Annotated in this window: 21 protein-coding genes; 9 read left to right on the top strand and 12 right to left on the bottom strand. The window is 61.0% G+C overall.

Features of this window, described 5'->3' with window-relative positions; all coding sequences use genetic code 11:
• Position 1 precedes the first annotated feature (1 nt).
• The 4 genes from livM to J3P92_RS22470 all read left to right on the top strand — a co-directional run bounded on the left by livM (position 2) and on the right by J3P92_RS22470 (position 4478).
• Entirely contained in the window at positions 2–1282 is a 1281-nt protein-coding gene (livM, locus tag J3P92_RS22485) for a high-affinity branched-chain amino acid ABC transporter permease LivM (protein WP_420766216.1), read from the top strand.
• Positions 1279–2151, top strand: a complete 873-nt coding sequence (locus J3P92_RS22480; RefSeq protein ID WP_420766217.1) for an ABC transporter ATP-binding protein — start codon at positions 1279–1281, stop codon at positions 2149–2151. The genes livM and J3P92_RS22480 overlap by 4 nt, the downstream gene beginning before the upstream one ends.
• Positions 2148–2864, top strand: coding sequence for an ABC transporter ATP-binding protein (locus J3P92_RS22475; protein ID WP_053117959.1), 717 nt, complete (start codon positions 2148–2150; stop codon positions 2862–2864). Before J3P92_RS22480 ends, J3P92_RS22475 begins: the two co-directional genes overlap by 4 nt.
• Positions 2865–3713: 849 nt before the next feature.
• Positions 3714–4478: an SDR family oxidoreductase gene (locus J3P92_RS22470; RefSeq protein WP_434608057.1), complete on the top strand. Its 765-nt coding sequence runs from the start codon at positions 3714–3716 to the stop codon at positions 4476–4478.
• 72 nt (positions 4479–4550) lie between these two features.
• Here the strand turns inward: J3P92_RS22470 and J3P92_RS22465 are convergent, their stop codons facing one another.
• The 9 genes from J3P92_RS22465 to J3P92_RS22425 form a co-directional block, all read right to left on the bottom strand.
• A complete protein-coding gene (locus J3P92_RS22465; protein WP_434649105.1) occupies positions 4551–5684 on the bottom strand; it encodes an AGE family epimerase/isomerase in 1134 nt (377 codons plus the stop codon).
• 181 nt (positions 5685–5865) lie between these two features.
• Complete coding sequence (locus J3P92_RS22460; protein WP_434649103.1) at positions 5866–6438, bottom strand: HupE/UreJ family protein; 573 nt, start codon at positions 6436–6438, stop codon at positions 5866–5868.
• 30 nt (positions 6439–6468) lie between these two features.
• On the bottom strand, positions 6469–7083 hold the full coding sequence (gene ureG, locus J3P92_RS22455; protein ID WP_420766222.1) for an urease accessory protein UreG: 615 nt from the start codon (positions 7081–7083) through the stop codon (positions 6469–6471).
• A 9-nt stretch (positions 7084–7092) separates the two neighbouring features.
• Positions 7093–7767: an urease accessory protein UreF gene (locus J3P92_RS22450; protein ID WP_420766223.1), complete on the bottom strand. Its 675-nt coding sequence runs from the start codon at positions 7765–7767 to the stop codon at positions 7093–7095.
• On the bottom strand, positions 7764–8264 hold the full coding sequence (ureE, locus tag J3P92_RS22445; protein WP_434649100.1) for an urease accessory protein UreE: 501 nt from the start codon (positions 8262–8264) through the stop codon (positions 7764–7766). Before ureE ends, J3P92_RS22450 begins: the two co-directional genes overlap by 4 nt.
• Before the next feature lie 372 nt (positions 8265–8636).
• Positions 8637–9026: a hypothetical protein gene (locus J3P92_RS22440; protein ID WP_434649098.1), complete on the bottom strand. Its 390-nt coding sequence runs from the start codon at positions 9024–9026 to the stop codon at positions 8637–8639.
• Positions 9023–10435, bottom strand: a complete 1413-nt coding sequence (locus tag J3P92_RS22435; protein ID WP_434649097.1) for a PAAR domain-containing protein — start codon at positions 10433–10435, stop codon at positions 9023–9025. Before J3P92_RS22435 ends, J3P92_RS22440 begins: the two co-directional genes overlap by 4 nt.
• Before the next feature lie 357 nt (positions 10436–10792).
• Complete coding sequence (locus J3P92_RS22430) at positions 10793–11425, bottom strand: TetR family transcriptional regulator (protein ID WP_039592574.1); 633 nt, start codon at positions 11423–11425, stop codon at positions 10793–10795.
• Positions 11426–11577: 152 nt separating this feature from the next.
• Entirely contained in the window at positions 11578–12045 is a 468-nt protein-coding gene (locus tag J3P92_RS22425; protein WP_434649094.1) for a hypothetical protein, read from the bottom strand.
• 390 nt (positions 12046–12435) lie between these two features.
• Between J3P92_RS22425 and J3P92_RS22420 the strand changes: the two genes are divergently transcribed.
• A complete protein-coding gene (locus J3P92_RS22420; protein ID WP_434649092.1) occupies positions 12436–14511 on the top strand; it encodes an AsmA family protein in 2076 nt (691 codons plus the stop codon).
• 116 nt (positions 14512–14627) lie between these two features.
• Here J3P92_RS22420 and J3P92_RS22415 read toward each other — a convergent pair whose 3' ends face one another.
• Positions 14628–15158 carry a ferritin-like domain-containing protein gene (locus J3P92_RS22415; RefSeq protein WP_420766229.1) on the bottom strand — a complete coding sequence of 177 codons (531 nt, stop codon included), beginning with the start codon at positions 15156–15158 and terminating at the stop codon, positions 14628–14630.
• Positions 15159–15214: 56 nt separating this feature from the next.
• Positions 15215–16156 (bottom strand): LysR substrate-binding domain-containing protein, encoded by a 942-nt coding sequence (locus J3P92_RS22410; protein ID WP_434608040.1) that lies wholly within the window; start codon positions 16154–16156, stop codon positions 15215–15217.
• A gap of 130 nt (positions 16157–16286) precedes the next feature.
• Between J3P92_RS22410 and J3P92_RS22405 the strand changes: the two genes are divergently transcribed.
• From J3P92_RS22405 to J3P92_RS22390, 4 genes are all read left to right on the top strand, one after another.
• Positions 16287–16925 carry an FMN-dependent NADH-azoreductase gene (locus J3P92_RS22405; protein ID WP_434649091.1) on the top strand — a complete coding sequence of 213 codons (639 nt, stop codon included), beginning with the start codon at positions 16287–16289 and terminating at the stop codon, positions 16923–16925.
• Positions 16926–17027: 102 nt separating this feature from the next.
• Positions 17028–17918 (top strand): alpha/beta fold hydrolase, encoded by an 891-nt coding sequence (locus J3P92_RS22400; RefSeq protein WP_434649089.1) that lies wholly within the window; start codon positions 17028–17030, stop codon positions 17916–17918.
• Between the two features lie 151 nt (positions 17919–18069).
• Entirely contained in the window at positions 18070–18342 is a 273-nt protein-coding gene (locus tag J3P92_RS22395; protein ID WP_420766233.1) for a PsiF family protein, read from the top strand.
• Between the two features lie 110 nt (positions 18343–18452).
• A complete protein-coding gene (locus tag J3P92_RS22390) occupies positions 18453–19466 on the top strand; it encodes an AI-2E family transporter (protein WP_434649088.1) in 1014 nt (337 codons plus the stop codon).
• A gap of 120 nt (positions 19467–19586) precedes the next feature.
• On the opposite strand, the gene J3P92_RS22385 is transcribed toward J3P92_RS22390, so the two are convergent.
• Complete coding sequence (locus J3P92_RS22385) at positions 19587–20861, bottom strand: Hsp70 family protein (RefSeq protein ID WP_434649087.1); 1275 nt, start codon at positions 20859–20861, stop codon at positions 19587–19589.
• Between the last annotated feature and the right edge of the window lie 287 nt (positions 20862–21148).

Genomic DNA, 21148 nt, shown 5'->3' with positions numbered 1-21148 from the left:
TATGTCTGCTGCCAATAAACCGCTTGATATCAAACAGAGCGTCATCGACGCGATCCTGGCCGGCCTGATCTCGCTGATTGTGTTCGGGCCGATCGTCGGCGTGGTGCTCGATGGCTACAGTTTCAACCTGCAGCCGGCCCGCGTCGGCTGGCTGGTGGCGATCGTAATGGTCGGGCGCTTTGCCCTGAGCCTGTTCCTGCAAACCCCCAAGGGACTCAAGATTCTCCAGGGTTTCGAGAGCACCGGCTCCGGCGTGCATGTGCTGCCTCCGGACTACAAGTCGCGCCTGCGCTGGATCATCCCGGCGCTGATCGTGATCGCCATCGTGTTTCCATTCTTCGCCAACAAGTACGTGCTGACGGTGGTTATCCTCGGGCTGATCTACGTGCTGCTGGGCCTGGGCCTGAACATCGTGGTCGGCCTGGCCGGGCTGCTCGACCTGGGTTATGTGGCGTTCTACGCCATCGGTGCCTATGGGCTGGCGCTGGGCTACCAATACCTGGGGCTGGGTTTCTGGACCGTGTTGCCGCTGGCCGCCATCGCAGCGGCGATGGCCGGGTGCATATTGGGCTTCCCGGTGTTGCGAATGCACGGTGACTACCTGGCCATCGTGACCCTGGGGTTTGGCGAGATTATCCGCTTGGTGCTCAACAACTGGCTGTCGTTCACTGGCGGACCGAATGGCATGCCGGTGCCTTCCCCGACCTTCATGGGCCTGGAATTTGGCAGGCGAGCGAAGGACGGTGGGGTGCCGTTCCATGAGTTCTTCGGCATCGCCTACAACCCCAACGTCAAATTCCTGTTCATTTACATCGTGCTGTTCATCACCGTCCTGTTGGTGCTGTACATCAAGCATCGCCTGACCCGCATGCCGGTCGGTCGCGCCTGGGAAGCCTTGCGCGAAGATGAAATTGCCTGCCGCTCCATGGGCCTGAACCATGTGCTGGTCAAGCTCTCGGCCTTCACCATCGGTGCCTCCACCGCGGGCCTGGCGGGTGTGTTTTTCGCCAGCTATCAGGGCTTCGTCAACCCATCCTCGTTCACCTTCTTCGAGTCGGCGCTGATTCTGGCCATCGTCGTTCTGGGTGGCATGGGATCGACGGTGGGTGTGGTGATCGCGGCATTCGTGCTCACCGTGGCACCGGAGCTTCTGCGCAGTTTCTCTGAATACCGGGTGCTGCTGTTCGGCGTGTTGATGGTGCTGATGATGATCTGGCGCCCGCGAGGCCTGATTCGTATCAGCCGTACCGGCGTGACGCCGCGCAAGGGGGTAGCGCCATGAGCGAAGTCGTACTCAAAGTCGAAAACCTGATGATGCAGTTTGGTGGCATCAAAGCCCTCAGCGACGTGAGCCTGCAGGTCGAGCGCAATTCGATCTTCGCCCTGATCGGCCCCAACGGCGCGGGCAAGACCACCGTGTTCAACTGCCTGACCGGCTTCTACAAGGCCTCGGGCGGCAAGATCGAACTCAACGTACGCGGCGAACAGACCAACGTGATCAAGCTGTTGGGCGAAGCGTTTCGTCCTACTGATTTTGTCTCGCCGAAATCCTTCGCCAGCCGGCTGTACTACAAGATGTTCGGCGGCACCCACCTGGTGAACCGCGCCGGCCTGGCGCGCACCTTCCAGAACATTCGCCTGTTCAAGGAAATGTCGGTACTGGAAAACCTGCTGGTGGCCCAGCACATGTGGGTCAACCGCAGCCTGATCGCGGGCATCCTCAACACCAAGGGCTATCGCAAAGCTGAAAGCGACGCCCTGGACCATGCCTTCTATTGGCTGGAAGTGGTGGACTTGGTGGATTGCGCCAACCGCCTGGCCGGCGAGCTTTCCTACGGCCAGCAGCGCCGCCTGGAAATCGCCCGGGCCATGTGCACGCGTCCGCAGATCATCTGCCTCGACGAACCCGCCGCCGGCCTCAACCCCCAGGAAACCGAAGCGCTGAGCGCAATGATTCGGCTGCTGCGCGACGAGCATGATTTGACCGTGGTGCTGATCGAACACGACATGGGCATGGTGATGAGTATTTCCGACCACATCGTGGTGCTGGACCACGGCAACGTGATCGCCGAGGGTGGTCCCGAGGCGATTCGCAACGATCCGAAGGTGATCGCGGCCTACCTGGGCGCCGACGAAGAGGAGCTGGTATGAGTGGACCTATCCTCGAACTCAAGGAACTGGACGTGTTTTACGGGCCGATCCAGGCCCTGAAGAAAGTCTCGATGCACATTGGTGAAGGCGAAACCGTGAGCCTGATCGGCTCCAACGGCGCCGGAAAATCCACGCTGCTGATGTCGATCTTCGGCCAGCCCCGCGCTGCGGGCGGGCAGATCATCTACCAAGGCGTGGACATCACCCACAAGTCGTCGCACTACATCGCCTCCAACGGTATCGCCCAATCGCCGGAAGGACGGCGGGTATTCCCGGACATGACCGTCGAGGAAAACCTGCTGATGGGCACCATCCCCATTGGCGACAAATATGCCAGCGAAGACATGCAGCGCATGTTCGAGTTGTTTCCCCGGCTCAAGGAGCGGCGCAACCAGCGGGCCATGACCATGTCCGGCGGCGAGCAACAAATGCTCGCCATTGCCCGGGCACTGATGAGCCGGCCGAAGTTGTTGCTGCTCGATGAGCCGAGCCTGGGGCTGGCGCCGATCGTGGTGAAACAGATCTTCGCCACCCTGCGTGAATTGGCTTCCACCGGGATGACTATTTTCCTGGTGGAACAGAACGCCAACCACGCGCTCAAGTTGTCGGACCGGGCCTATGTCATGGTCAACGGCGAAATCCGCCTGACCGGTACCGGCAAGGAACTGCTCGCCAACGAAGAGGTGCGTAACGCGTATCTCGGCGGCCATTGAGGCGGCGGCTGCAACAAAAAACCGGCGAGTGATCGCCGGTTTTTTTATCTCTCCAAAACGCCACCAACCCCTGTGGGAGCGAGCCTGCTCGCGAAGGCAGTGGATCAGGCGACATTCATGTATCTGATACGCCGCCTTCGCGAGCAGGCTCGCTCCCACAGTGAAATTTGTAGGGCTTCAGCAATTGTGGACAACAATCCTGACCCTCTGTGAAACCGCGACATAAAGTCGCCGCAAACAGTTGTTTTGTCACGGTTTTGACTTGTCCCCGTTTGCTGTGGAGCTGGCTGTGGGTAACGTGGGAGTAGCTGGCTGTAAGCCTTTGAATACGTGCCTTTCAGGCCTGTGATCGTTTTTTGATCAGGCATCTTTGGTTAAAGGGGAGCGGCTGTTGTCAACAGTTTTATGTGGGTGGAAATGGGCTCGAAAGTCTGGGGGCAAGCCTGTGGATAAGTCTGTGACTAAACTCTGGAAAGACGGCGCTCAGCGGCGTGATTGCTGGCTTGGAGCCATCGCGACATCAAGCGCCGCCTTATAGCAGATAACCTGATCTGCACAACCTGACTTGCCAGGTCAAGCGAAAAAATATTCCAAAACCCGCGCAAAGCCTTGTGCACAAAGGGTTACCGGTTTTTCACTTGCCCCCGTTTATTGTGGACCTACCTGTGGATAAGGTGCGGGCAACCCGCTGCGGCCCTTGCTGGACAAGGCCTGACGCTCATTGTTTGTTTTTTGAGCAATCGCAGGATTAAAGCATTGATCAAGCCTTGCCCCTGGCGGGCCAGCCCGGGCATGCTGTGGGCCGATTTCCATTCAATGGCTGTTTGAAGCCCAAGCAAGGAGAACACGATGTCTGACACCCTGTTTATCACTGGCGCGACGTCCGGTTTTGGTGAAGCCTGTGCCCGTCGTTTCGCCGAGGCCGGTTGGAAGCTGGTGCTGACCGGCCGTCGTGAAGAACGCCTCGATGCCCTTTGTGCCGAGCTGTCGAAGCAGACCGAGGTCCATGGCCTGGTGCTGGATGTGCGTGATCGCAAGGCCATGGAAGAAGCCATCGGCAACCTTCCGCCATCCTTTGCCACGCTGCGCGGGCTGATCAACAATGCCGGCCTGGCCTTGGGCGTCGATCCGGCGCCCAAGTGCGACCTTGATGATTGGGACACCATGGTCGACACCAATGTGAAAGGTCTGATCTACAGCACGCGCCTGCTGCTGCCGCGCCTGATCGCCCATGGTCGTGGCGCTGGCATCATCAACCTGGGTTCCATTGCCGGTAATTACCCGTATCCAGGCAGCCATGTTTATGGCGCGAGCAAGGCGTTCGTCAAACAGTTCTCCCTGAACCTGCGTTGCGACTTGCAAGGCACGGGTGTGCGGGTGAGCAACATCGAGCCGGGCCTGTGCGAGAGCGAGTTCTCGCTGGTGCGTTTTGGTGGCGACCAGGCGCGCTACGACGCGACCTACGCCGGCGCCGAGCCGATCCAGCCGCAGGACATCGCCGACACCATTTTCTGGGTGCTCAACACCCCGGCGCACATCAACATCAACAGCCTCGAACTGATGCCGGTGAGCCAGACCTGGGCCGGGTTCGCCATCGAACGCAACAAGGCCTGACCGCTGGCCTTATTGAGCTGGAATTGATGAGCTGTTGTGGCGAGGGTGCAAGCTCCCTCGCCACGAAAAGTGTTACGCCAGGTAGTCGGCCAGACCGCGGTAGCAGGTCAGAAGATGATAAGGGGTGGTCGAAGGCATGTCCCGGCGGCTGACGATGCCGTCGGCGTCAAGACATTCATTCCAGCCCCGGGGATGCAGGAAATGCTGCTGCAGCGCTTGCAGTTGACGCAGCAAGGCATTGTCGCTTCCCGGGCGCAACGTCAATGCCCGCAGGTATTCCGCTTGGGCCCAGATGCGTTGAGTGGCGTCGCGTGGGGTCGATTGCGGCGCCAGGCTCAGCATCGCGCGTACCGCGCTGGAGTCCGGATCGACACCTTGTCGCTCGGTAAAACCAAAGCTGTGCTCTAGCGCCGTGTGCAGCTTGCCACCACGCAACAAGGGCGATGAGGCCAGCAGGAAATACCATTCGAATTGATGGCCTGGCTCGAACCAGTTATCCACAGCCTTGAGTGGTTTCTCCATCATGGCCTTCTGTTCCGGGTCCACGAAGTGCCGGTACATCCCATCGCAAAGGCTCAGCAACGCCTGGCGCACGGTGGCATCGTCGCGAACCGAGAGGGTTGCCAGGAACGCTTCGGCCAGGTGCATCAGCGGATTCTGCAACGGGCCGGATTGGCAGGTCGACCAGTCACGCCCCAGGCTGGCTTCGTAGAGACCGTCCCCGGTGGCGAAGCGCCGGCTGATCACTTCCAGCGCGGCGTTCAACGTCGATTCCACCAACGGCTCGCGAACCTTGCCCCAGTAATGGGCGCAGGCGAACAGGATAAACGCGTGGGTATAAAGGTCTTTGCCCGTGTCCAGCGGCGCGCCCTGCGGGTCGATGCTGTAGAACCAGCCGCCATGTTCGGCGTCGTGGAAATGCCGCTGCAATGAGCGGAACAATGCGGCGGCGCGCTCCTCGGCCTGCGGCACCTCACCGATCAGGCTGGCGAACACATACAGCTGCCGCGCACAGGCCATGGCCCGGTAACGCTGGGGCGGCAGCGGCTGGTGCTGGCTGTCGAGGGATTCATAGGGCAACGCCAGTTCGGCATTCCAGCCCGGGCCCTGCCACATCGGCACGATCACGTCGTGAAAATGCTGGCGCACCGTGGCGAACAGGGCGGTCAATTCAGGCTGGGGAGCGGGGCGGGAAGCATCAGGCATTGGCGGACGTCGTCACGGCGGGGGCGAATGCGCGACATGGTAGCAGAGTGACCGACTCCAGAGAGATGACGCCTGTAAGTCCGTCATCGCGAGCAAGCTGGCTCCCACAGGGCGGGGCGTACACCGATCAAAGTGGGGGAGCGAGCTTGCTCGCGATGAGGGCCGGCTGGGCGCTAGAGAATCAACCCGCCAACAGCCAAACCCCGGCCGCCGCCGAAGCCGCCCCAGCCAACCGCACCAATGGCGCCGCCGCTCGCGGCAACACCCGCACCAGCGCAAAACCTGCGCCGTGCAACGCCGCTGTCGCTGCGACAAAGCCTACGGCGTAAGCCCAGGGGCTGGACATGTCCGGCAGCTCCAAGCCATGGGCCACGCCATGGAACAGCGCAACCACCGCAGTCGCAGCGACAGCCAGGCCCAGCGGTGGACGCACGGCCAATGCCACCGCCAGGCCCAGGGCGAGTACCGAGGCGGCGATCCCGCTTTCCAACGCCGGAAGGTGCAGGCCTTCAAAACCCAGCACGCCGCCAAGCAGCATTGCGCCGACGAAGGTACACGGCAGTGCCCAGCGCGCAGCGCCTTGTTGTTGGGCGGCCCACAAACCGACCGCGAGCATCGCCAGCAAATGATCGAGCCCGCCGATCGGGTGGCCCAGCCCGGCGATCAGGCCATTATCGCCGTGGCCGGGGTGGGCGAAGGCAAGCGCCGGGGTCAATAGCAGGGCGAGGGCGCCGCAGATACGTTTGCATGTCATGGAGAAGCTTCCTTGTTGAAATGGGAGAGATCACGCGGCCGTCAACAGGCCTTGGCGCTCGATGAAGGCGATGATGTCGTCCAGGCCCTGGCCGGTCTTCTGGTTGCTGAAGACGAACGGCTTGCCGTTGCGCATTCGCTGGGTATCGCTGTTCATCATTTCCAGGGACGCGCCGACCAGTGGCGCCAGGTCGATTTTGTTGATCACCAGCAAATCGGACTTGCAGATACCCGGCCCGCCTTTGCGCGGCAGCTTGTCGCCCGCCGAAACGTCGATGACATAGATGGTCAGGTCCGACAGTTCGGGGCTGAAGGTAGCCGACAGGTTGTCACCGCCGGACTCCACCAGGATCAGGTCCAGGCCTGGGAAACGCCGGTTCAACTGGTCCACTGCTTCCAGGTTGATCGACGCGTCTTCACGGATCGCCGTGTGTGGGCAGCCGCCGGTTTCGACGCCAATGATCCGTTCCGGCGCCAGGGCTTCGTTGCGCACCAGAAAGTCGGCGTCCTCGCGGGTATAGATGTCGTTGGTGACCACCGCGAGGTTGTAACGCTCGCGCAGGGCCAGGCACAGGGCAAGCGTGAGCGCGGTCTTGCCGGAGCCCACCGGGCCGCCGATACCCACGCGCAGAGGTTGTGTGTTCATATGTGTCTCCTAGGAACGAAACAGGCGGCTGTACTGGCGCTCATGAGCCATGCACGCCAGGGACAGGCCAAACGCGGCGCTGCCGTAATGATCGGGATCGATGTTCGAGGCGATGTGCTGGGCTTGTTGCAGCACCGGCAGCAACTCGCTCGTCAGACGCTGGGCGGCTTGTTGACCCAGGGGCAGGGTTTTCATCAGCACCGCCAATTGGTTTTCCAGCCAGCTCCACAACCAGGCGGCGAGGGCGTCCTGCGGGCCGATGTTCCAGGCGCGCGCCGCCAAGGCCCAGCCCAGCGCCAGGTGGGGTTCGCCGCGCTGCTGCAGAAAGTCGCGGGCCGCACTGTCGAGTTCCGGCAGGCCGGCGAGCAGCTGCTGCAACGAGTAACCCATCTGCCGGCTTTCCTGAAACAGCTCGCGGGTTTCTCGGCTGGCGCGGTGTTGTTCGCAAAGTTGCCGCAGCCCGTCCCAATCGTCAGCCGCGGCGGCTGTGCAATGGGCCAGCAGTAGAGGCGCTTCGAAGCGCGCCAGGTTCAGCAGCATTTGGTCGCTGAGCCATTGGCGTGCGTCGTCGGGCGTCCGAACCTGGCCGTTATCCACCGCCATTTCCAATCCCTGGGAATAGCTGTAGCCGCCAATCGGCAGTTGCGGACTGGCCAGGCGCAGCAGCGCCCAGGCCGGGTTCATGTGCGCACACCAAACTGGTGCAGGCGCGGCGCGTAGTTGAAATCTTCATCGCCGTGCCGGGAATGATGGTGGCCGCCGCCGTAGGCGCCGTGTTCTGGCTGGAATGGGGCTTCGATGGATTCGGCGGTGGCGCCCAACTGTTCGAGCATCGCCTTGAGCACGTAGTCGTCCAGCAAGCGCAGCCAGCCATCGCCTACTTGCAGGGCCACGTGGCGATTACCTAAGTGGTAGGCCGCGCGGGTCAACTCGAACGCATTGGCGCAGGTGACATGCAGCAACTGCTCGGGACGCGCGCAGACACGCACGATGCGCCCGTCCTCGGCCTGCAGGCATTCGCCGTCGTACAGCGGTGGCTGGCCTCGTTCGAGGAACAGCCCCACGTCCTCGCCTTCGGCACTGAAACAGCGCAGGCGGCTTTTGCTGCGTGCGTCGAAGGTCAGGTGCAACTCGGCGTCCCAGCCTGGTTGTGTGTCGATTCTGCGGTGAATCACCAGCATCGGAGTGCTTCCAGCAATGAACATTGCTGTGTTTAGAGCAAGGGGCTTGCCAATCGAAGATGGTGTAGGAAATACCTGGGGATGGCGTTTCAGGATGGGGCGGATTGCGTGTCGTTATGGTGCGCTTGGTGGTGTTGCGCACCATCTTGTAGCTTGCACGGCGCACTGTGGAAGCGAGCTTGCTCGCGATAGTGGTAGACCAGCCGACATCAGAGTTGCCTGACCTGCCCCCATCGCGAGCAAGCTCGCTCCCACACGAAAGCGCTGCTTAGTTCAAGTTATTTATATTGAACGATAGCTCTTGAGAGAGTATGCAATACCTGCATTCTATCTCCAGTCCGAGCAGGCTCGTGGTGGCGGCTATCGATCTGGTTATCTAAGTCTGCTCAGCATGACTGCAAGTATCATCCAGGCGAAGGCAAGGATCATTAATGTTAAATTGATGACCAATAGACGCTTCAGGTGGGGTGGGAAGTTTTCGATATCCGCAGAGTCTACTTCTCCGCCGCGGATCGACGCTTTAGGCCACACCACCATTCCGGCGATTTTTGCTATTTCCAAAAGGGACCAGATAAAACCCCGTTTCCCCAGGCTCCGGCCCCAGAGGTAAATATAACGGCTATTCTTCAAGGCCTCTTTCATGGCGTCCAAATGACGGCGACTTAGATACAGACTCATTATTATGCCAACGGAGCCAGGTATGAATGGGCCAGACACAAACCAGAAAGCTAACCAAGACTTCCAAAACTCTTCCTCAATCATGGCAAGGTTTTCTCGTACAGAACCTCACCGCCCAACTCACCTGCGATAGCACCAAGCGCCGTACCTCCCCACGCGCCAGTCGCCACTACTGCCGCAACACAAGCAACCCCACCAAGCCCTGTAGTGCCAAGCGCCAGACAAATCGGAGAGCTCGCAGCTTGGGCTATCCATCCGACAAACATCCCTCCGCCGGTAGCCCCTAAAAATTTCCCCCCTTCGGTATACCTGACACGCTCACACGACTCCTTCGAGTCCCCATTACAAACGTCCTGAATCGCCAGCAACGAAGACACCCCGCCAATCCCAATCCCAATAAAGCCACCGGTCTGCATGTACTTGGCAGCGCGGCTGATGGAATCGAGGTGCGTCGCATACCCCGGAATCTGCCCCGGCGCACCGGCCTTGTCCCAGCGGTGCACCAGGCTACGGCTGGAAATGCCCAAGGCGGTTTTCAGCTTGGGATGATCGCCCAGGGTTGTCTGGCCGCGTAGGCGGGTGGAGTTCAGTAGATGCGCATCCAGCTCGGCGAGAAGCCGTTTGCGCTCACTAAAGAACTGCGCCGATTTGAGATGGCCGTGCTGCCGATAGCTGTCCTGATGCAAGCGCTCCATGGCTTGCAGGGTGTCGCGCAGGTTGCTCAGATGCTTTTCCATCATCACCGCGCTGACGCCCAACCAAGTGGAGGTCTGGCCGGTGAAACTGGCGATCTCAGCCGCATGGCGATGCATGAAATCGGCTTGCTCGGCGGTCAGCTCATTGAGCGCGGCATTCACCGTATCCGCCGCCGCCATCACATGCGCCTCTTCGCGGGTGCATTGATGATTGTTCGGATCGCTCAGCACGATCATCGAACCGGCCTTGACCACATCGCGATAAGGATTGAGCGCGCGGAATTTGCGCATCACCGCCGGGTCGGGTGATTGGAACAGCGTCGCCTCCAGCGCTTCGCGGGTCACGCTTCTGGGCACAACGTAGAAGCCCGGTTCCAGGGGTTCTACGCGGGTGGATGTGCGGGGCGGCGGGCTGATTGACGGGGCGAGAAACGATTGGCGTGAAGCACTTGGTGCGTGGGTCGCGGTCGCGGGCTGTGGAGCCGGCTGAGCGGCTCGGTTGGCTTGCGGTGCAGAATTCGCACCTTCATAAGTGGCCCAGGATACCGAGGGGATCAGTTGCGCTTTGCAGGGGCAGGTACTGTGACTATCCAACGTGCCGGCCATTCGCTTGCCATGGCTGACCATGTGCGCTATGCCGCCCCTGATCTGATAGATTTTTCCGTCCTTTCCACACGAAACCCGGTCCCCTTCGCGGGCGTGCAGCAGGCCGAACATATTGACCCTGCCATCGCCATCCAGCACTTCACCACCACACGAGGTCTTGTCGCCCCGGCCAATGAAATAGCCTCTGTTCATTGGGTGTTCTCCTTCATTTCATTCCGGCGCGCACGGCGGCCCACGGCTGGCTCTACCGTGGGCAAAAAATCTTCTGCGTTCATTTTCATGGCTCCTATACCAGTCCGTCTTACGCAAGGGCGCGTTGACAGTTCTCGGAAGCGATGAATAAGACGATGAGCCGCTGATTGAGCGCAATTCCGGCGCGGGTGGCATTTGCAGCGAATAGGAAAGTTCGCAGGCTCGGATGCGCCTTTTCCTACATCACGGAACATCTGTCCCGTGGTTTTTCGGGAGGCGGTGTGTCAGGTAAGCAATCAGGGGACTGAGACTCCGCCATCGCGAGCAAGCGCCTTCCCACTAAGGAAACATCAGGCGCTATTCGGTACTGCCCAATCCACGCCAATGCTTGAGGCCAATGAAGATGAACCGCAGTTGCTGGGTAATCTTCGCCTGGGGTGTGAGGTGCTCGGGCAGGGCTTCGGCGGGCGGGTCAATGATGTCCGGCAAGGTGGCGAAGACACTCTTGACGATGAGATCGGCCATTACGTTGAGCCCGGCGAGGTCCAGGTGCTGGAGTTTCGGCATCAGCGCCAGGTCGGCGGCCAGGTCCGAGCTGATGTCTTCACGCAGCCTCGCGATGGCTTGTCGGACCGGCTGCGATCCACCGTATTGCTCGCGAGCCAGGAACAGGAACTGGGATCGGTTGGCATGAACCACGTCGAGAAAAATCCGCACTGACGCGTCGATGATGCCGCCCATGACGAACTCGTTGTGACGTACCAGTCGTATGGTTTCGCGAAAGGTCTGGCCGACTTCGCTGACGAGCGCCAGGCCCAATTGGTCCATGTCCTGGAAGTGTCGGTAGAACCCGGTCGGTACGATGCCTGCCGTCTTGGCCACTTCACGCAGGCTCAGGCTGCCGAACCCCCTGCCACATTCCATCAAGTGGCGGGCTGCGTCCATCAGGGCGTTTCGGGTCTGTTGTTTCTGTTCGGCGCGGGGCAGCATCGCAGGACTGACTTCCGAGTCATGGGAGCGACGCACTCTAGCAAATCGGCTTTGCCGTCGTCGAACGGTAGGAGGTAATCGGGGAAAACGAGGTGCTGGAAAATCAAAAGCCCGATTCAAGGAATCGGGCTTTTTTCATAACCACCATGGGCTCAGCTCACTTCGCCGCGGCGTTTGATGACGCGATCGCCGCCGTCCGCAGCAAGGAGTTGGCCTTGTGGAGTGCGACCGGAACCATCGGCAGCCAAGGTCTGGCCTTGTGGAGTGCGGTCGGAACCATCGGCAGCCAGGGTCTGGCCTTGTGGAGTGCGGTCGGAACCGTCAGCGGCCAGGGATTCGCCCAGTGGGGTGCGGTCGGAACCGTCAGCGGCCAGGGATTCGCCCAGTGGAGTACGGTCGGAACCATCGGCAGCCAAGGTCTGGCCTTGTGGTGTACGGTCCGAGCCACCTTCAACCAGGCCTTTTTCTTCCAGGCGGTCACGGCCACCTTCGGCGACGGTTTGGCTGTAGACAGAGTGGCTGTCCTTGACCTGTGGAGTGGCTTGTTCGGAAGCTGGCAGGGCGAAAGCGGTAGAGGCCAGCAGTGAAAGGGAAAGGCTCATCAGTATTTGGCGTTTCATGATCGTTGCTCCTTGGGAGGGCTGAAAAGTGGGTACGAGGGCAATGCTACTCTCGATAAGTCGATATAAAAGTTCATAAAGACAATGGTAATAATCAACAGAATTGATTGTTCCGCGCAAAGGCTCTAGAACGGGGGTCTCAGGGCAGCAGTTTTGCCCTGAAGTGGGTAGTTTGTACTCACTCGCGCCCCGCAGATGTGCGGGGGCGGTAACAGGTAGCTGTCGAGTCGGTCAGGTTCGTGCGTGTTTTTTTAGTGCCGTTCGTCACCCTTGGTGGTAAACCTGTTGGCCGTTTTGCCTGTCCAACGATCATCGCAACGAGCCGGCTACAGGTTCGTGCTGCCCCAGACGTCGCGGTCCGGACGTCCATCTGCCTCAGGAGCCTTGTGCATGACGCGCACCTCAAAAATCTTCGCCTGGGGCTTTGCCTGCCTCGTTGTCCTGCTGACCGTGCTGGTGCTGTTCATCGCGTTCTTCGATTGGAACCGCATCAAGCCTGCGCTCAATGCCAAGGTTTCCGAAGAGCTGCATCGCCCATTCGCAATCAATGGCAACCTGGCGGTGATCTGGCGGCGCGAACCCGGCGAGGGCGGCTGGCGGGCATGGCTGCCATGGCCGCATGTGGTCGCCGAAGACCTGACCCTGGGCAACCCGGATTGGTCGAAGCTCCCGCAGATGGTCACGCTCAAGCGCGTCGAGTTGCGTATCTCGCCCCTGGCGTTGCTGGCGCGGCGGGTGGCCATCCCGCGTATCGACCTGACCGGCCCCGACGCCAGCCTGCAGCGCCTGGCCGATGGACGGGCCAATTGGACTTTCCAGTTCGATCCAAAGGACCCGGACGCCGAGCCGTCCAGTTGGGTGGTGGACATCGGCGCCATCGGTTTTGACAAGGGGCATGTCACGCTCGACGACCAGACGCTCAAGACCCGGCTCGACGTGCTGGTCGACCCGTTGGGCAAGCCCATTCCCTTCAGTGATATCGTCGGGGAAAAAACCGCGAAAAGAACCCGGGAACAGGGCTCGTCACCACAAGACTATGCCTTTGCCTTCAAGGTCGACGGGCAATATCACGGGCAGGGTCTCAGCGGATCCGGCAAGGTCGGCGGCCTGCTGGCGTTGCAGGATGCGGCACAACCTTTTCCATTGCAGGCCCAGGCGAAGATCGCCGACACCCGCGTCGAACTGGCCGGCACCCTGACCGACCCAAAGAACCTCGGCGCCCTTGACCTGCGTTTGAAACTGTCCGGCAACAGCCTGGCCAATCTTTACCCGCTGACGGGCGTGACCCTGCCGGATTCGCCACCGTATTCCACGGACGGCCGATTGATCGCCAAGCTCCACGAGCCGGACGGCGCACAGTTTCGCTACGAGGCGTTCAACGGCAAGATTGGCGACAGTGACATCCACGGCAACCTGGCCTATGTCGCCAGCCAGCCCCGGCCGAAACTCAGCGGTGCGCTGGTGTCCGACCAGTTGTTGTTCAGTGATTTGGCGCCGCTGATCGGCGCAGACTCCAATGCCGAACAAAAAGCCCGTGGCGGCGCCAGCAAACAACCGTCCGACAAGGTGTTGCCGGTGGAGGAGTTCCGCACCGAACGCTGGAGTGCGATGGACGCCGACGTGGAGTTCACCGGCAAGCGTATCGTTCACAGCGAGCAGTTGCCGTTCACCGATCTCTACACGCACCTGGTGCTCAACGACGGCCAACTGAGCCTGGAGCCCCTGCGCTTTGGCGTCGCCGGTGGCCGGCTCGATGCGCAGATCCGCCTCAACGGCCACACCCAGCCCCTCGAAGGCCAGGCGAAATTGACTGCGCGGGGCTTCAAGCTCAAGCAGTTGTTCCCGGGATTCGAGCCAATGAAGACCAGTTTTGGTGAACTCAATGGCGACGCGGATATTTCCGGGCGCGGCAATTCGGTGGCGGCGTTGCTGGGCACCTCCAATGGCACCCTGAAGATGCTCATCAACGACGGCGCCATCAGCCGCGAGCTGATGGAACTGGCGGGGCTCAACGTCGGCAATTACGTGGTGGGAAAAATCTTTGGCGACAAGGAAGTGAAGATCAATTGCGCAGCGGCTGACTTCGATATCAAGACCGGCCTGGCGACCACGCGCCTGTTCGTGTTCGACACCGAGAACGCGATTATCTATATCGACGGTACGGCGAACATGGCCACCGAACAACTGGACCTGACCGTCACGCCCGAGTCCAAGGGCTGGCGGTTGATTTCTCTACGCTCGCCGCTGTACGTGCGGGGCACGTTTGCCAACCCTGCCGCCGGCGTCAAGGCCGTGCCACTGATGTTGCGCGGTGCCGGGATGGTTGCCCTGGGTGTCATCGCCGCACCGGCGGCGGGGCTGTTGGCCCTGGTCGCGCCCAGCGGTGGCGAGCCGAACCAGTGCGCGCCGTTGCTTGAACAGATGAAGGCGGGCAAGGCGCCGGTCACGGTCAAGCCTACCCGGTAGCCGAGTAGTGATGCTACCGGCCTCATCGCGAGCAGGCTCGCTCCAACCTTCGATCGAGTTTCTTCAAAAGAAGAACGCGATCCCCTGTGGGGGCGAGCCTGCTCGCGAAAGGCGTATCAGAGATCGGCCAGGATATCGGCCATGTCATCAGCGTGCTCTTCTTCCTGGGCCAGGATGTCTTCGAAGATGCGCCGAGTGGTTGGGTCTTTTTCGCCGATGTATTGGACGATTTCCCGATAGCTGTCGATGGCGATACGTTCGGCGACCAAGTCTTCGAACACCATTTCCTTGAGCGTATTGCCTGCCACGTACTGGGCGTGGGAGTGCCGAGTCAACAGGTCGGGGTTGAATTCCGGTTCGCCACCCAGTTGCACGATGCGTTCGGCGAGCCTGTCGGCGTGCTCGGATTCCTGGTTGGCGTGTTCGAGAAACTCACTCGCCGCGACACCGGCCTTCAGGCCGGTGGCCATGAAATAGTGACGCTTGTAGCGCAGTGTGCAGACCAGTTCGGTGGCCAATGCTTCGTTGAGCAGGCGGATGATTTCCTGTCGATCGGCGTTGTAGCCTTCGGTGACCGCGCCGTTCTGGACGTTCTGGCGCGCACGTTCGCGCAGGGTCGTGACGTCGGATAAGTGCATGTCGCTCATCTCGTTCTCCTGGAGGCTGATCCGGTTAGGCGTCACGCTCTGCTGGCGCGATCGCTCTAGTTCTGAGTGATGCGATCCTGGAAAAGTTTTACCGGATTTTTCAAGGCGTGCCCGGACAAGCGTGCTTCCTCCTCCACCCATTGGAAAAAAGCCCGCACGGGCGGGTGCCGCTCTCGTCCCGGCACGCAAAGCGCGCTGTAGCCGGCACCGCTGACTTGGACCTTGGGGCGATAACCCACCAGCAACCCGCTGGCGACGCTTTGCGAAGCGAGGATATTGCTCGCCAATACCAGGCCCTGGCCGGCGATAGCCGCTTGCAGGGCGTAGTGCTCTTCATCGTATTCACGTATGCAAGGTTGCCGGGTCATCCAGCTTTCCTCCGCCTGGGCGCACCAGGCGTCCCAACCGTGGGCGTACAGCTTGGCGTTATGCCAGCGCACGCTGATCAGTGTCGGCGGCTGCCGGGTGGCCAGCGCGACTTGTTCCGGCGAGCCATACACGCCGAAGCTCTCTTCGAACAGGCACATGCCATAGAGGTTCGAGTAGCCGTCCAGGCTGTAGCGCACCACCAGATCGACGCTGGCGTCCTGAAGCAAGTCGATGACTTCGCAATGGGTGTCCAGGCGTACGTTGATGTTCGGATGGCGCGCGTAAAACCGCCCCAGGCGCGGCACCAGCCACAGGGCGGCAAACGCCGCCGTGGTGGATATCGTCAGGTGCGTGGTGCTGCGTTGCGGGCGCAGGCTGTCGACGCTTTGTGCAACTTCCAGCAATGCCCCGTGCAAGCTGTGAAACAGCCGCTGTCCCGCGTCGGTGAGGCGTACCCGGCGCGGCAAGCGTTCGAACAACTGCGCCCCCAGCCAGGTTTCCAGGGAGCGGATCTGGTGGGAAATCGCTGTCGGGGTGACCGCCAGCTCTTCGGCCGCCGCCTTGAAACTGAGCAGGCGTGCAGCCGCCTCGAAGGCTCGCAAGGCATTGAGGGGCAGGGTGGCAAACATTGGAAATCTCCGTATGGATGAAAACAACTCATCCGGATGAACTAACGCTCATTTGCGATCAAGGGCGACCGGGCTCCAATCTTAAAGCCACAGGCCGTTCCGATTGTAGTCGCATTAGAAGGAGTTACAGATGAGCAGCATTCTTGTCGTACAGGGTAGCCCACGCGGTGAGCGTTCCCATTCCCGACGTCTGACGGAGGCATTCATAGCGGCGTGGCAGGCCGCCAATCCACTTTGCCAACCGACTCGCCGCGAGGTGGGCCGCACCGTCATCCCTGCGGTCAACGAAGCCTTTATTGCGGCGGCGTTTTACTCCGAGCCCCAGGCGCGGCCATTGACCATGCAGGCCGACCTGGCGCTGAGCGATGCGCTGGTTGCCGAACTGCAAGCCCACGATAGCTTGGTAATCTCGGCACCCATGCACAATTTTGGCGTGCCCAGCGGCGTGAAAGCCTGGGTCGACCAGATCGTACGCATCGGCGTGACGTTCAACCACAGCCTCGACAACGGTGTTTCCCAGTACGAGCCGCTGGTGTCGGGCAAAAAGGCGCTGATCGTGACCAGCCGAGGTGATTTCGGCTTCGGCCCCGGTGGCCAATTGGAGGCCATGAACCACGCCGACACCTGGCTGCGGGCGGTGCTGGGCTTCATCGGTATCAACGACGTGACGGTGGTGGCGGCCGAAGGCGAAGAGTCCGCCGAGCACAGCTTCGCGCGTTCCTATGCCGAGGCCGAGCAGCGCTTGCTGGCGCTCGCCCGAACCTTTTGAGGACCTGGATCTTGCCGCGATCGGGCTGAAGTGCCTCGGGTGTCATAGACTGGTCATCATCGGTACTGATGCTGACCACCTCTTGATCGCAAGGATGTCGCCATGTCGCAACGCTGTGCCACTCGCTACCCCTTGGTGCTGGTCCCGGGCATGCTCGGTTTCATTCGCCTGGTGTTGTATCCGTACTGGTATGGCATCGCAGAGGCATTACGCCGGGGCGGGGCCGTGGTGATTCCCGTGAAGGTCTCGCCCTTGCATTCATCCGAGGTTCGCGGCGAGCAGCTGTTGGCCCGGATTGAGGAAGTGCTGCGGCAAACCGGCGCGCAAAAGGTCAACCTGATCGGCCACAGCCAGGGCGCCCTCACTGCCCGCTACGCCGCGGCCAAACGCCCGGACCTGGTGGCGTCGGTCTCTTCGGTGGCCGGTACCAACCACGGTTCCGAGCTAGCCGATTACCTGCAAACCCATTACCCGGCCGACAGCGCCAAGGGCCGGGTGCTCAGTGCCTTGCTGCGGCTGATCAACGCGATCATGAGCCTGCTGGACACCGGTTATCACGGGCCACGGCTGCCAGCCGACCTGAAGGCATCCCATGCTTCGCTCACCACTGCCGGGGTGGCGCTGTTCAACGAACGTTATCCACAGGGGCTGCCCCAAACCTGGGGCGGACACGGGCCGGAAGAGGTCAATGGCGTGCGTTACTACTCCTGGTCGGGGACGTTGCAGCCGGGCAAGACCGACAAGGGTCGCAACCTCTTCGATGGCACCAATCGAAGCTGCCGGTTGTTCGCCCGCACCTTCGTGCGCGAAGCCGGGCAGTGCGATGGTATGGTCGGGCGCTACAGTTCGCACCTGGGCACGGTGATCCGGGATGACTACCCGCTGGACCATTTCGACATCGTCAATCAGTCGCTGGGGCTGGTGGGCAGGGGGGCGGAGCCGATCCGGTTGTTTGTCGAGCATGCCGAGCGGTTGAAGGCGGCAGGCTTGTAGGACGCAGGGCGTCGCGCGTTATCGTTCGTTGCCGACATGCTCCAGACACTGGTAGTTCATGCTCGGGAAATCGAACAGATGAAGGTGTAACAGGCTTTGTCTACACTGCACCCCATCGCCACACCCTCGTGCGGCAACCAGGAGAAACACCATGAAGATGCTCCGTGTCCCTTTGTTGATGATGGGTTTGCTGCTGTGTTCCCAGGGGTTCGCCGCCACGGCCCAACAAACCAAGATGACCACCTGCAACGCCGACGCCACCGCCAAGGCCCTCAAGGGTGACGAACGCAAGGCCTTCATGAGCAACTGCCTCAAGGCGACCCCACAGGACCGCATGAAAAGCTGCAATGCCACTGCCACCGAGCAGGCGTTGAAGGGTGACGCTCGCAAGGCGTTCATGAGTGAGTGCCTGAAGAAAAAATAAGCGCCTGATCTTCTGAGCCCTGGGCCAAATCGGCCGATACAATCCCTAGTGCTGCCAGCGGATCGCTGGCAGACTGCCGATCCTTTCATGCCGTTTTGTCCTGGGGCTGTATGCCAACGTTTTCTCAGCGTCATGTGTTGTTGGTGATCAGTTGGGTGATCATTTTTGGTGGGCTGTTGCTGGTGTTGCCGCTGCGCCTGTTGCCGAGCCTGTTGGCCGGGTTGCTGGTGTTCGAGCTGGTCAACATGCTCACTCCGCAGTTGCAACGATTGATCGAAGGCCGGCGTGCCCGCTGGTTGGCGGTGGCATTGCTCGGCACGTTGGTGGTCAGTGTGCTGACCCTGATCTTTGCCGGCGCCTTCAGTTTCCTGCTGCACGAAGCGGAGAATCCCGGGGCCTCCCTGGACAAGTTCATGACCGTGGTCGATCGCGCCCGTGGGCAACTGCCGCCGTTCATCGATGCCTACCTGCCGGCCAGCGCCGCCGAGTTCCGGGTGGCGATCGGTGATTGGGTGAGCAAGCACTTGAGCGACCTGCAGCTGGTGGGCAAGGACGCGGCCCACATGTTCGTGACGCTGTTGATCGGCATGGTGCTCGGCGCCATCGTCGCCCTGCAGCGCATCCCCGACCTGATCAAGCGCAAGCCCCTGGCCGCTGCGCTGTTCGATCGCCTGAACCTGCTGGTCAAGGCCTTTCGCAACATCGTCTTCGCCCAGATCAAGATTTCCCTGCTCAATACGTTCTTCACCGGGATTTTCCTGGCGGTGGTGCTGCCGCTGTTCGGCATCCAGCTACCCCTGACCAAGACCCTGATCGTGATGACGTTCCTGCTGGGGCTGTTGCCGGTGATCGGCAACCTGATGTCCAACACCCTGATCACTGTGGTCGCCCTGTCATTGTCGATCTGGGTGGCGGTGGCCGCGCTGGGTTACTTGATCGTGATCCACAAGCTCGAATACTTCCTCAACGCCCGTATCGTCGGCGGACAGATCAGCGCCAAGTCGTGGGAATTGCTCATGGCGATGCTGGTGTTCGAAGCGGCATTCGGCCTGCCGGGGGTGGTGGCGGGGCCTATCTACTATGCGTATCTCAAGAGCGAGTTGAAGCAGGTGGGGATGGTTTGATCCGACCTTTGTATCGATTGATCTACCGCTTTCGCGAGCAGGCTCGCTCCCACAGTTCGATCGCATTCGGTCAAACTGTGGGAGCGAGCCTGCTCGCGAAGGGGGCGCCTCGGTCCTGAATCAGGCCAGACTCCCATACCGCTTCATCGCCTCGATCGCCAATCCACTGCCGATACTGCCAAAGATATTGCCTTCCACATGCCGCGCCTGGGGAAGCATTGCCGAGACGCTATTGCGCAGCGCCGGGATGCCGCTGGAGCCGCCGGTGAAGAACACCGTGTCAACCTGGTCCACACCGATACCGGCATCGTTGAGCAGTTGCGTGACGCTGCCGCGGACCCGCTCCAGCAAACTGTCGATGGCCGACTCGAACAGGGCGCGGCTCAAGTCCACGCTCAGGCCCGGCTCGATCCGATCCAGGGCCACGTGGCGCTGGTCGGCGTGGGTCAGGTGAATCTTGGTTTCTTCCACTTCCATCGCCAGCCAATGCCCGGCGCGCTGTTCGATCAGCTTGAACAGCCGGTCGATGCCCGCGGTGTCTTCGATGTCGTAGCGCATGCTGCCCAGGGCCAGGGTGGATTTCTGCGAATACACCGCGTTGATCGTGTGCCAGGTCGCCAGGTTCATGTGGTGGCTGGTGGGCATGTAGGCGCCGCTTTTCATGCGGCTGCCGTAGCCGAAAAGCGGCATCAGGCCTTGCAGGCTGAGTTGCTTGTCGAAGTCGGTGCCGCCGATGTGCACGCCACCGGTCGCCAGGATGTCGGCGTGACGGTTATCGTGGGTACGACGCTCGGGCGACAGGCGCACCAGGGAGAAGTCCGACGTACCACCGCCGATGTCGACGATCAGCACCAGCTCTTCTTTCTCGATGGTCGATTCATAGTCGAAAGCCGCCGCGATGGGTTCGTACTGGAACGACACTTCCTTGAAACCGATGGCCCGTGCCACATCGACCAAGGTGTTCTCGGCTTCCTGGTCGGCCATTTCGTCGTCATCGACAAAAAACACCGGGCGGCCCAGCACCACTTCTTCGAATTCTCGACCGGCAGTGGCTTCGGCGCGTTTCTTCAACTGGCCGATGAACAGCCCCAGCAGGTCCTTGAACGGCATCGCCGTGCCCAGCACGCTGGTGTCGTGCTTGATCAGCTTGGAGCCCAGCAGGCTCTTGAGCGAACGCATCAGCCGGCCTTCGTAGCCTTCCAGGTATTCGTGCAGCGCCAGGCGACCGTACACCGGACGGCGCTCTTCCTGATTGAAAAAGACCACCGAGGGCAAGGTGATCTTGTCGTCCTCCAGCGCGATCAACGTTTCCATGCCGGGGCGCAGCCAGCCGACAGTGGAGTTGGACGTGCCGAAGTCGATGCCGCAGGCACGGGCCGGGGATGCGTTTTTCATGTCTTTCAGATTCCGGTCGAAAAAACGGCCGCGCAGTGTATGCCAGTGCGGCGCGGATTCGAAGGCCGGTTATCCGCTAATTCCCAAACACGGGCCTTGAAAGACGACGTCACACCCCCAAACTTGCTGGCATGAGCCTGGCAGCCATCGGGCGGACACAAGAACCGCCACCCGCTGCCGATAAACTTCTGATGCGCCGCCCGGTCCCAATCTTGAGGCTGGTCAACCCGCTGTCCGGTCATCCGGGCATGCCGTGCGTGGCGGTGCGACATCGATAACGGATGGTG

Source organism: Pseudomonas sp. D3-27 (assembly GCF_051132165.1).
Classification (GTDB): domain Bacteria; phylum Pseudomonadota; class Gammaproteobacteria; order Pseudomonadales; family Pseudomonadaceae; genus Aquipseudomonas.
This window is presented reverse-complemented; position numbering and strand designations above follow the sequence as displayed.

What these genes read in the sequence shown, in the direction of transcription:
- livM (WP_420766216.1), top strand. Translation starts at nt 2, where the DNA reads ATGTCTGCTGCCAATAAACCGCTTGATATCAAACAGAGCGTCATCGAC.
- J3P92_RS22480 (WP_420766217.1), top strand. Translation starts at nt 1,279, where the DNA reads ATGAGCGAAGTCGTACTCAAAGTCGAAAACCTGATGATGCAGTTTGGT.
- J3P92_RS22475 (WP_053117959.1), top strand. Translation starts at nt 2,148, where the DNA reads ATGAGTGGACCTATCCTCGAACTCAAGGAACTGGACGTGTTTTACGGG.
- J3P92_RS22470 (WP_434608057.1), top strand. Translation starts at nt 3,714, where the DNA reads ATGTCTGACACCCTGTTTATCACTGGCGCGACGTCCGGTTTTGGTGAA.
- J3P92_RS22465 (WP_434649105.1), bottom strand. Translation starts at nt 5,684, where the DNA reads ATGCCTGATGCTTCCCGCCCCGCTCCCCAGCCTGAATTGACCGCCCTG.
- J3P92_RS22460 (WP_434649103.1), bottom strand. Translation starts at nt 6,438, where the DNA reads ATGACATGCAAACGTATCTGCGGCGCCCTCGCCCTGCTATTGACCCCG.
- ureG (WP_420766222.1), bottom strand. Translation starts at nt 7,083, where the DNA reads ATGAACACACAACCTCTGCGCGTGGGTATCGGCGGCCCGGTGGGCTCC.
- J3P92_RS22450 (WP_420766223.1), bottom strand. Translation starts at nt 7,767, where the DNA reads ATGAACCCGGCCTGGGCGCTGCTGCGCCTGGCCAGTCCGCAACTGCCG.
- ureE (WP_434649100.1), bottom strand. Translation starts at nt 8,264, where the DNA reads ATGCTGGTGATTCACCGCAGAATCGACACACAACCAGGCTGGGACGCC.
- J3P92_RS22440 (WP_434649098.1), bottom strand. Translation starts at nt 9,026, where the DNA reads ATGATTGAGGAAGAGTTTTGGAAGTCTTGGTTAGCTTTCTGGTTTGTG.
- J3P92_RS22435 (WP_434649097.1), bottom strand. Translation starts at nt 10,435, where the DNA reads ATGAACAGAGGCTATTTCATTGGCCGGGGCGACAAGACCTCGTGTGGT.
- J3P92_RS22430 (WP_039592574.1), bottom strand. Translation starts at nt 11,425, where the DNA reads ATGCTGCCCCGCGCCGAACAGAAACAACAGACCCGAAACGCCCTGATG.
- J3P92_RS22425 (WP_434649094.1), bottom strand. Translation starts at nt 12,045, where the DNA reads ATGAAACGCCAAATACTGATGAGCCTTTCCCTTTCACTGCTGGCCTCT.
- J3P92_RS22420 (WP_434649092.1), top strand. Translation starts at nt 12,436, where the DNA reads ATGACGCGCACCTCAAAAATCTTCGCCTGGGGCTTTGCCTGCCTCGTT.
- J3P92_RS22415 (WP_420766229.1), bottom strand. Translation starts at nt 15,158, where the DNA reads ATGAGCGACATGCACTTATCCGACGTCACGACCCTGCGCGAACGTGCG.
- J3P92_RS22410 (WP_434608040.1), bottom strand. Translation starts at nt 16,156, where the DNA reads ATGTTTGCCACCCTGCCCCTCAATGCCTTGCGAGCCTTCGAGGCGGCT.
- J3P92_RS22405 (WP_434649091.1), top strand. Translation starts at nt 16,287, where the DNA reads ATGAGCAGCATTCTTGTCGTACAGGGTAGCCCACGCGGTGAGCGTTCC.
- J3P92_RS22400 (WP_434649089.1), top strand. Translation starts at nt 17,028, where the DNA reads ATGTCGCAACGCTGTGCCACTCGCTACCCCTTGGTGCTGGTCCCGGGC.
- J3P92_RS22395 (WP_420766233.1), top strand. Translation starts at nt 18,070, where the DNA reads ATGAAGATGCTCCGTGTCCCTTTGTTGATGATGGGTTTGCTGCTGTGT.
- J3P92_RS22390 (WP_434649088.1), top strand. Translation starts at nt 18,453, where the DNA reads ATGCCAACGTTTTCTCAGCGTCATGTGTTGTTGGTGATCAGTTGGGTG.
- J3P92_RS22385 (WP_434649087.1), bottom strand. Translation starts at nt 20,861, where the DNA reads ATGAAAAACGCATCCCCGGCCCGTGCCTGCGGCATCGACTTCGGCACG.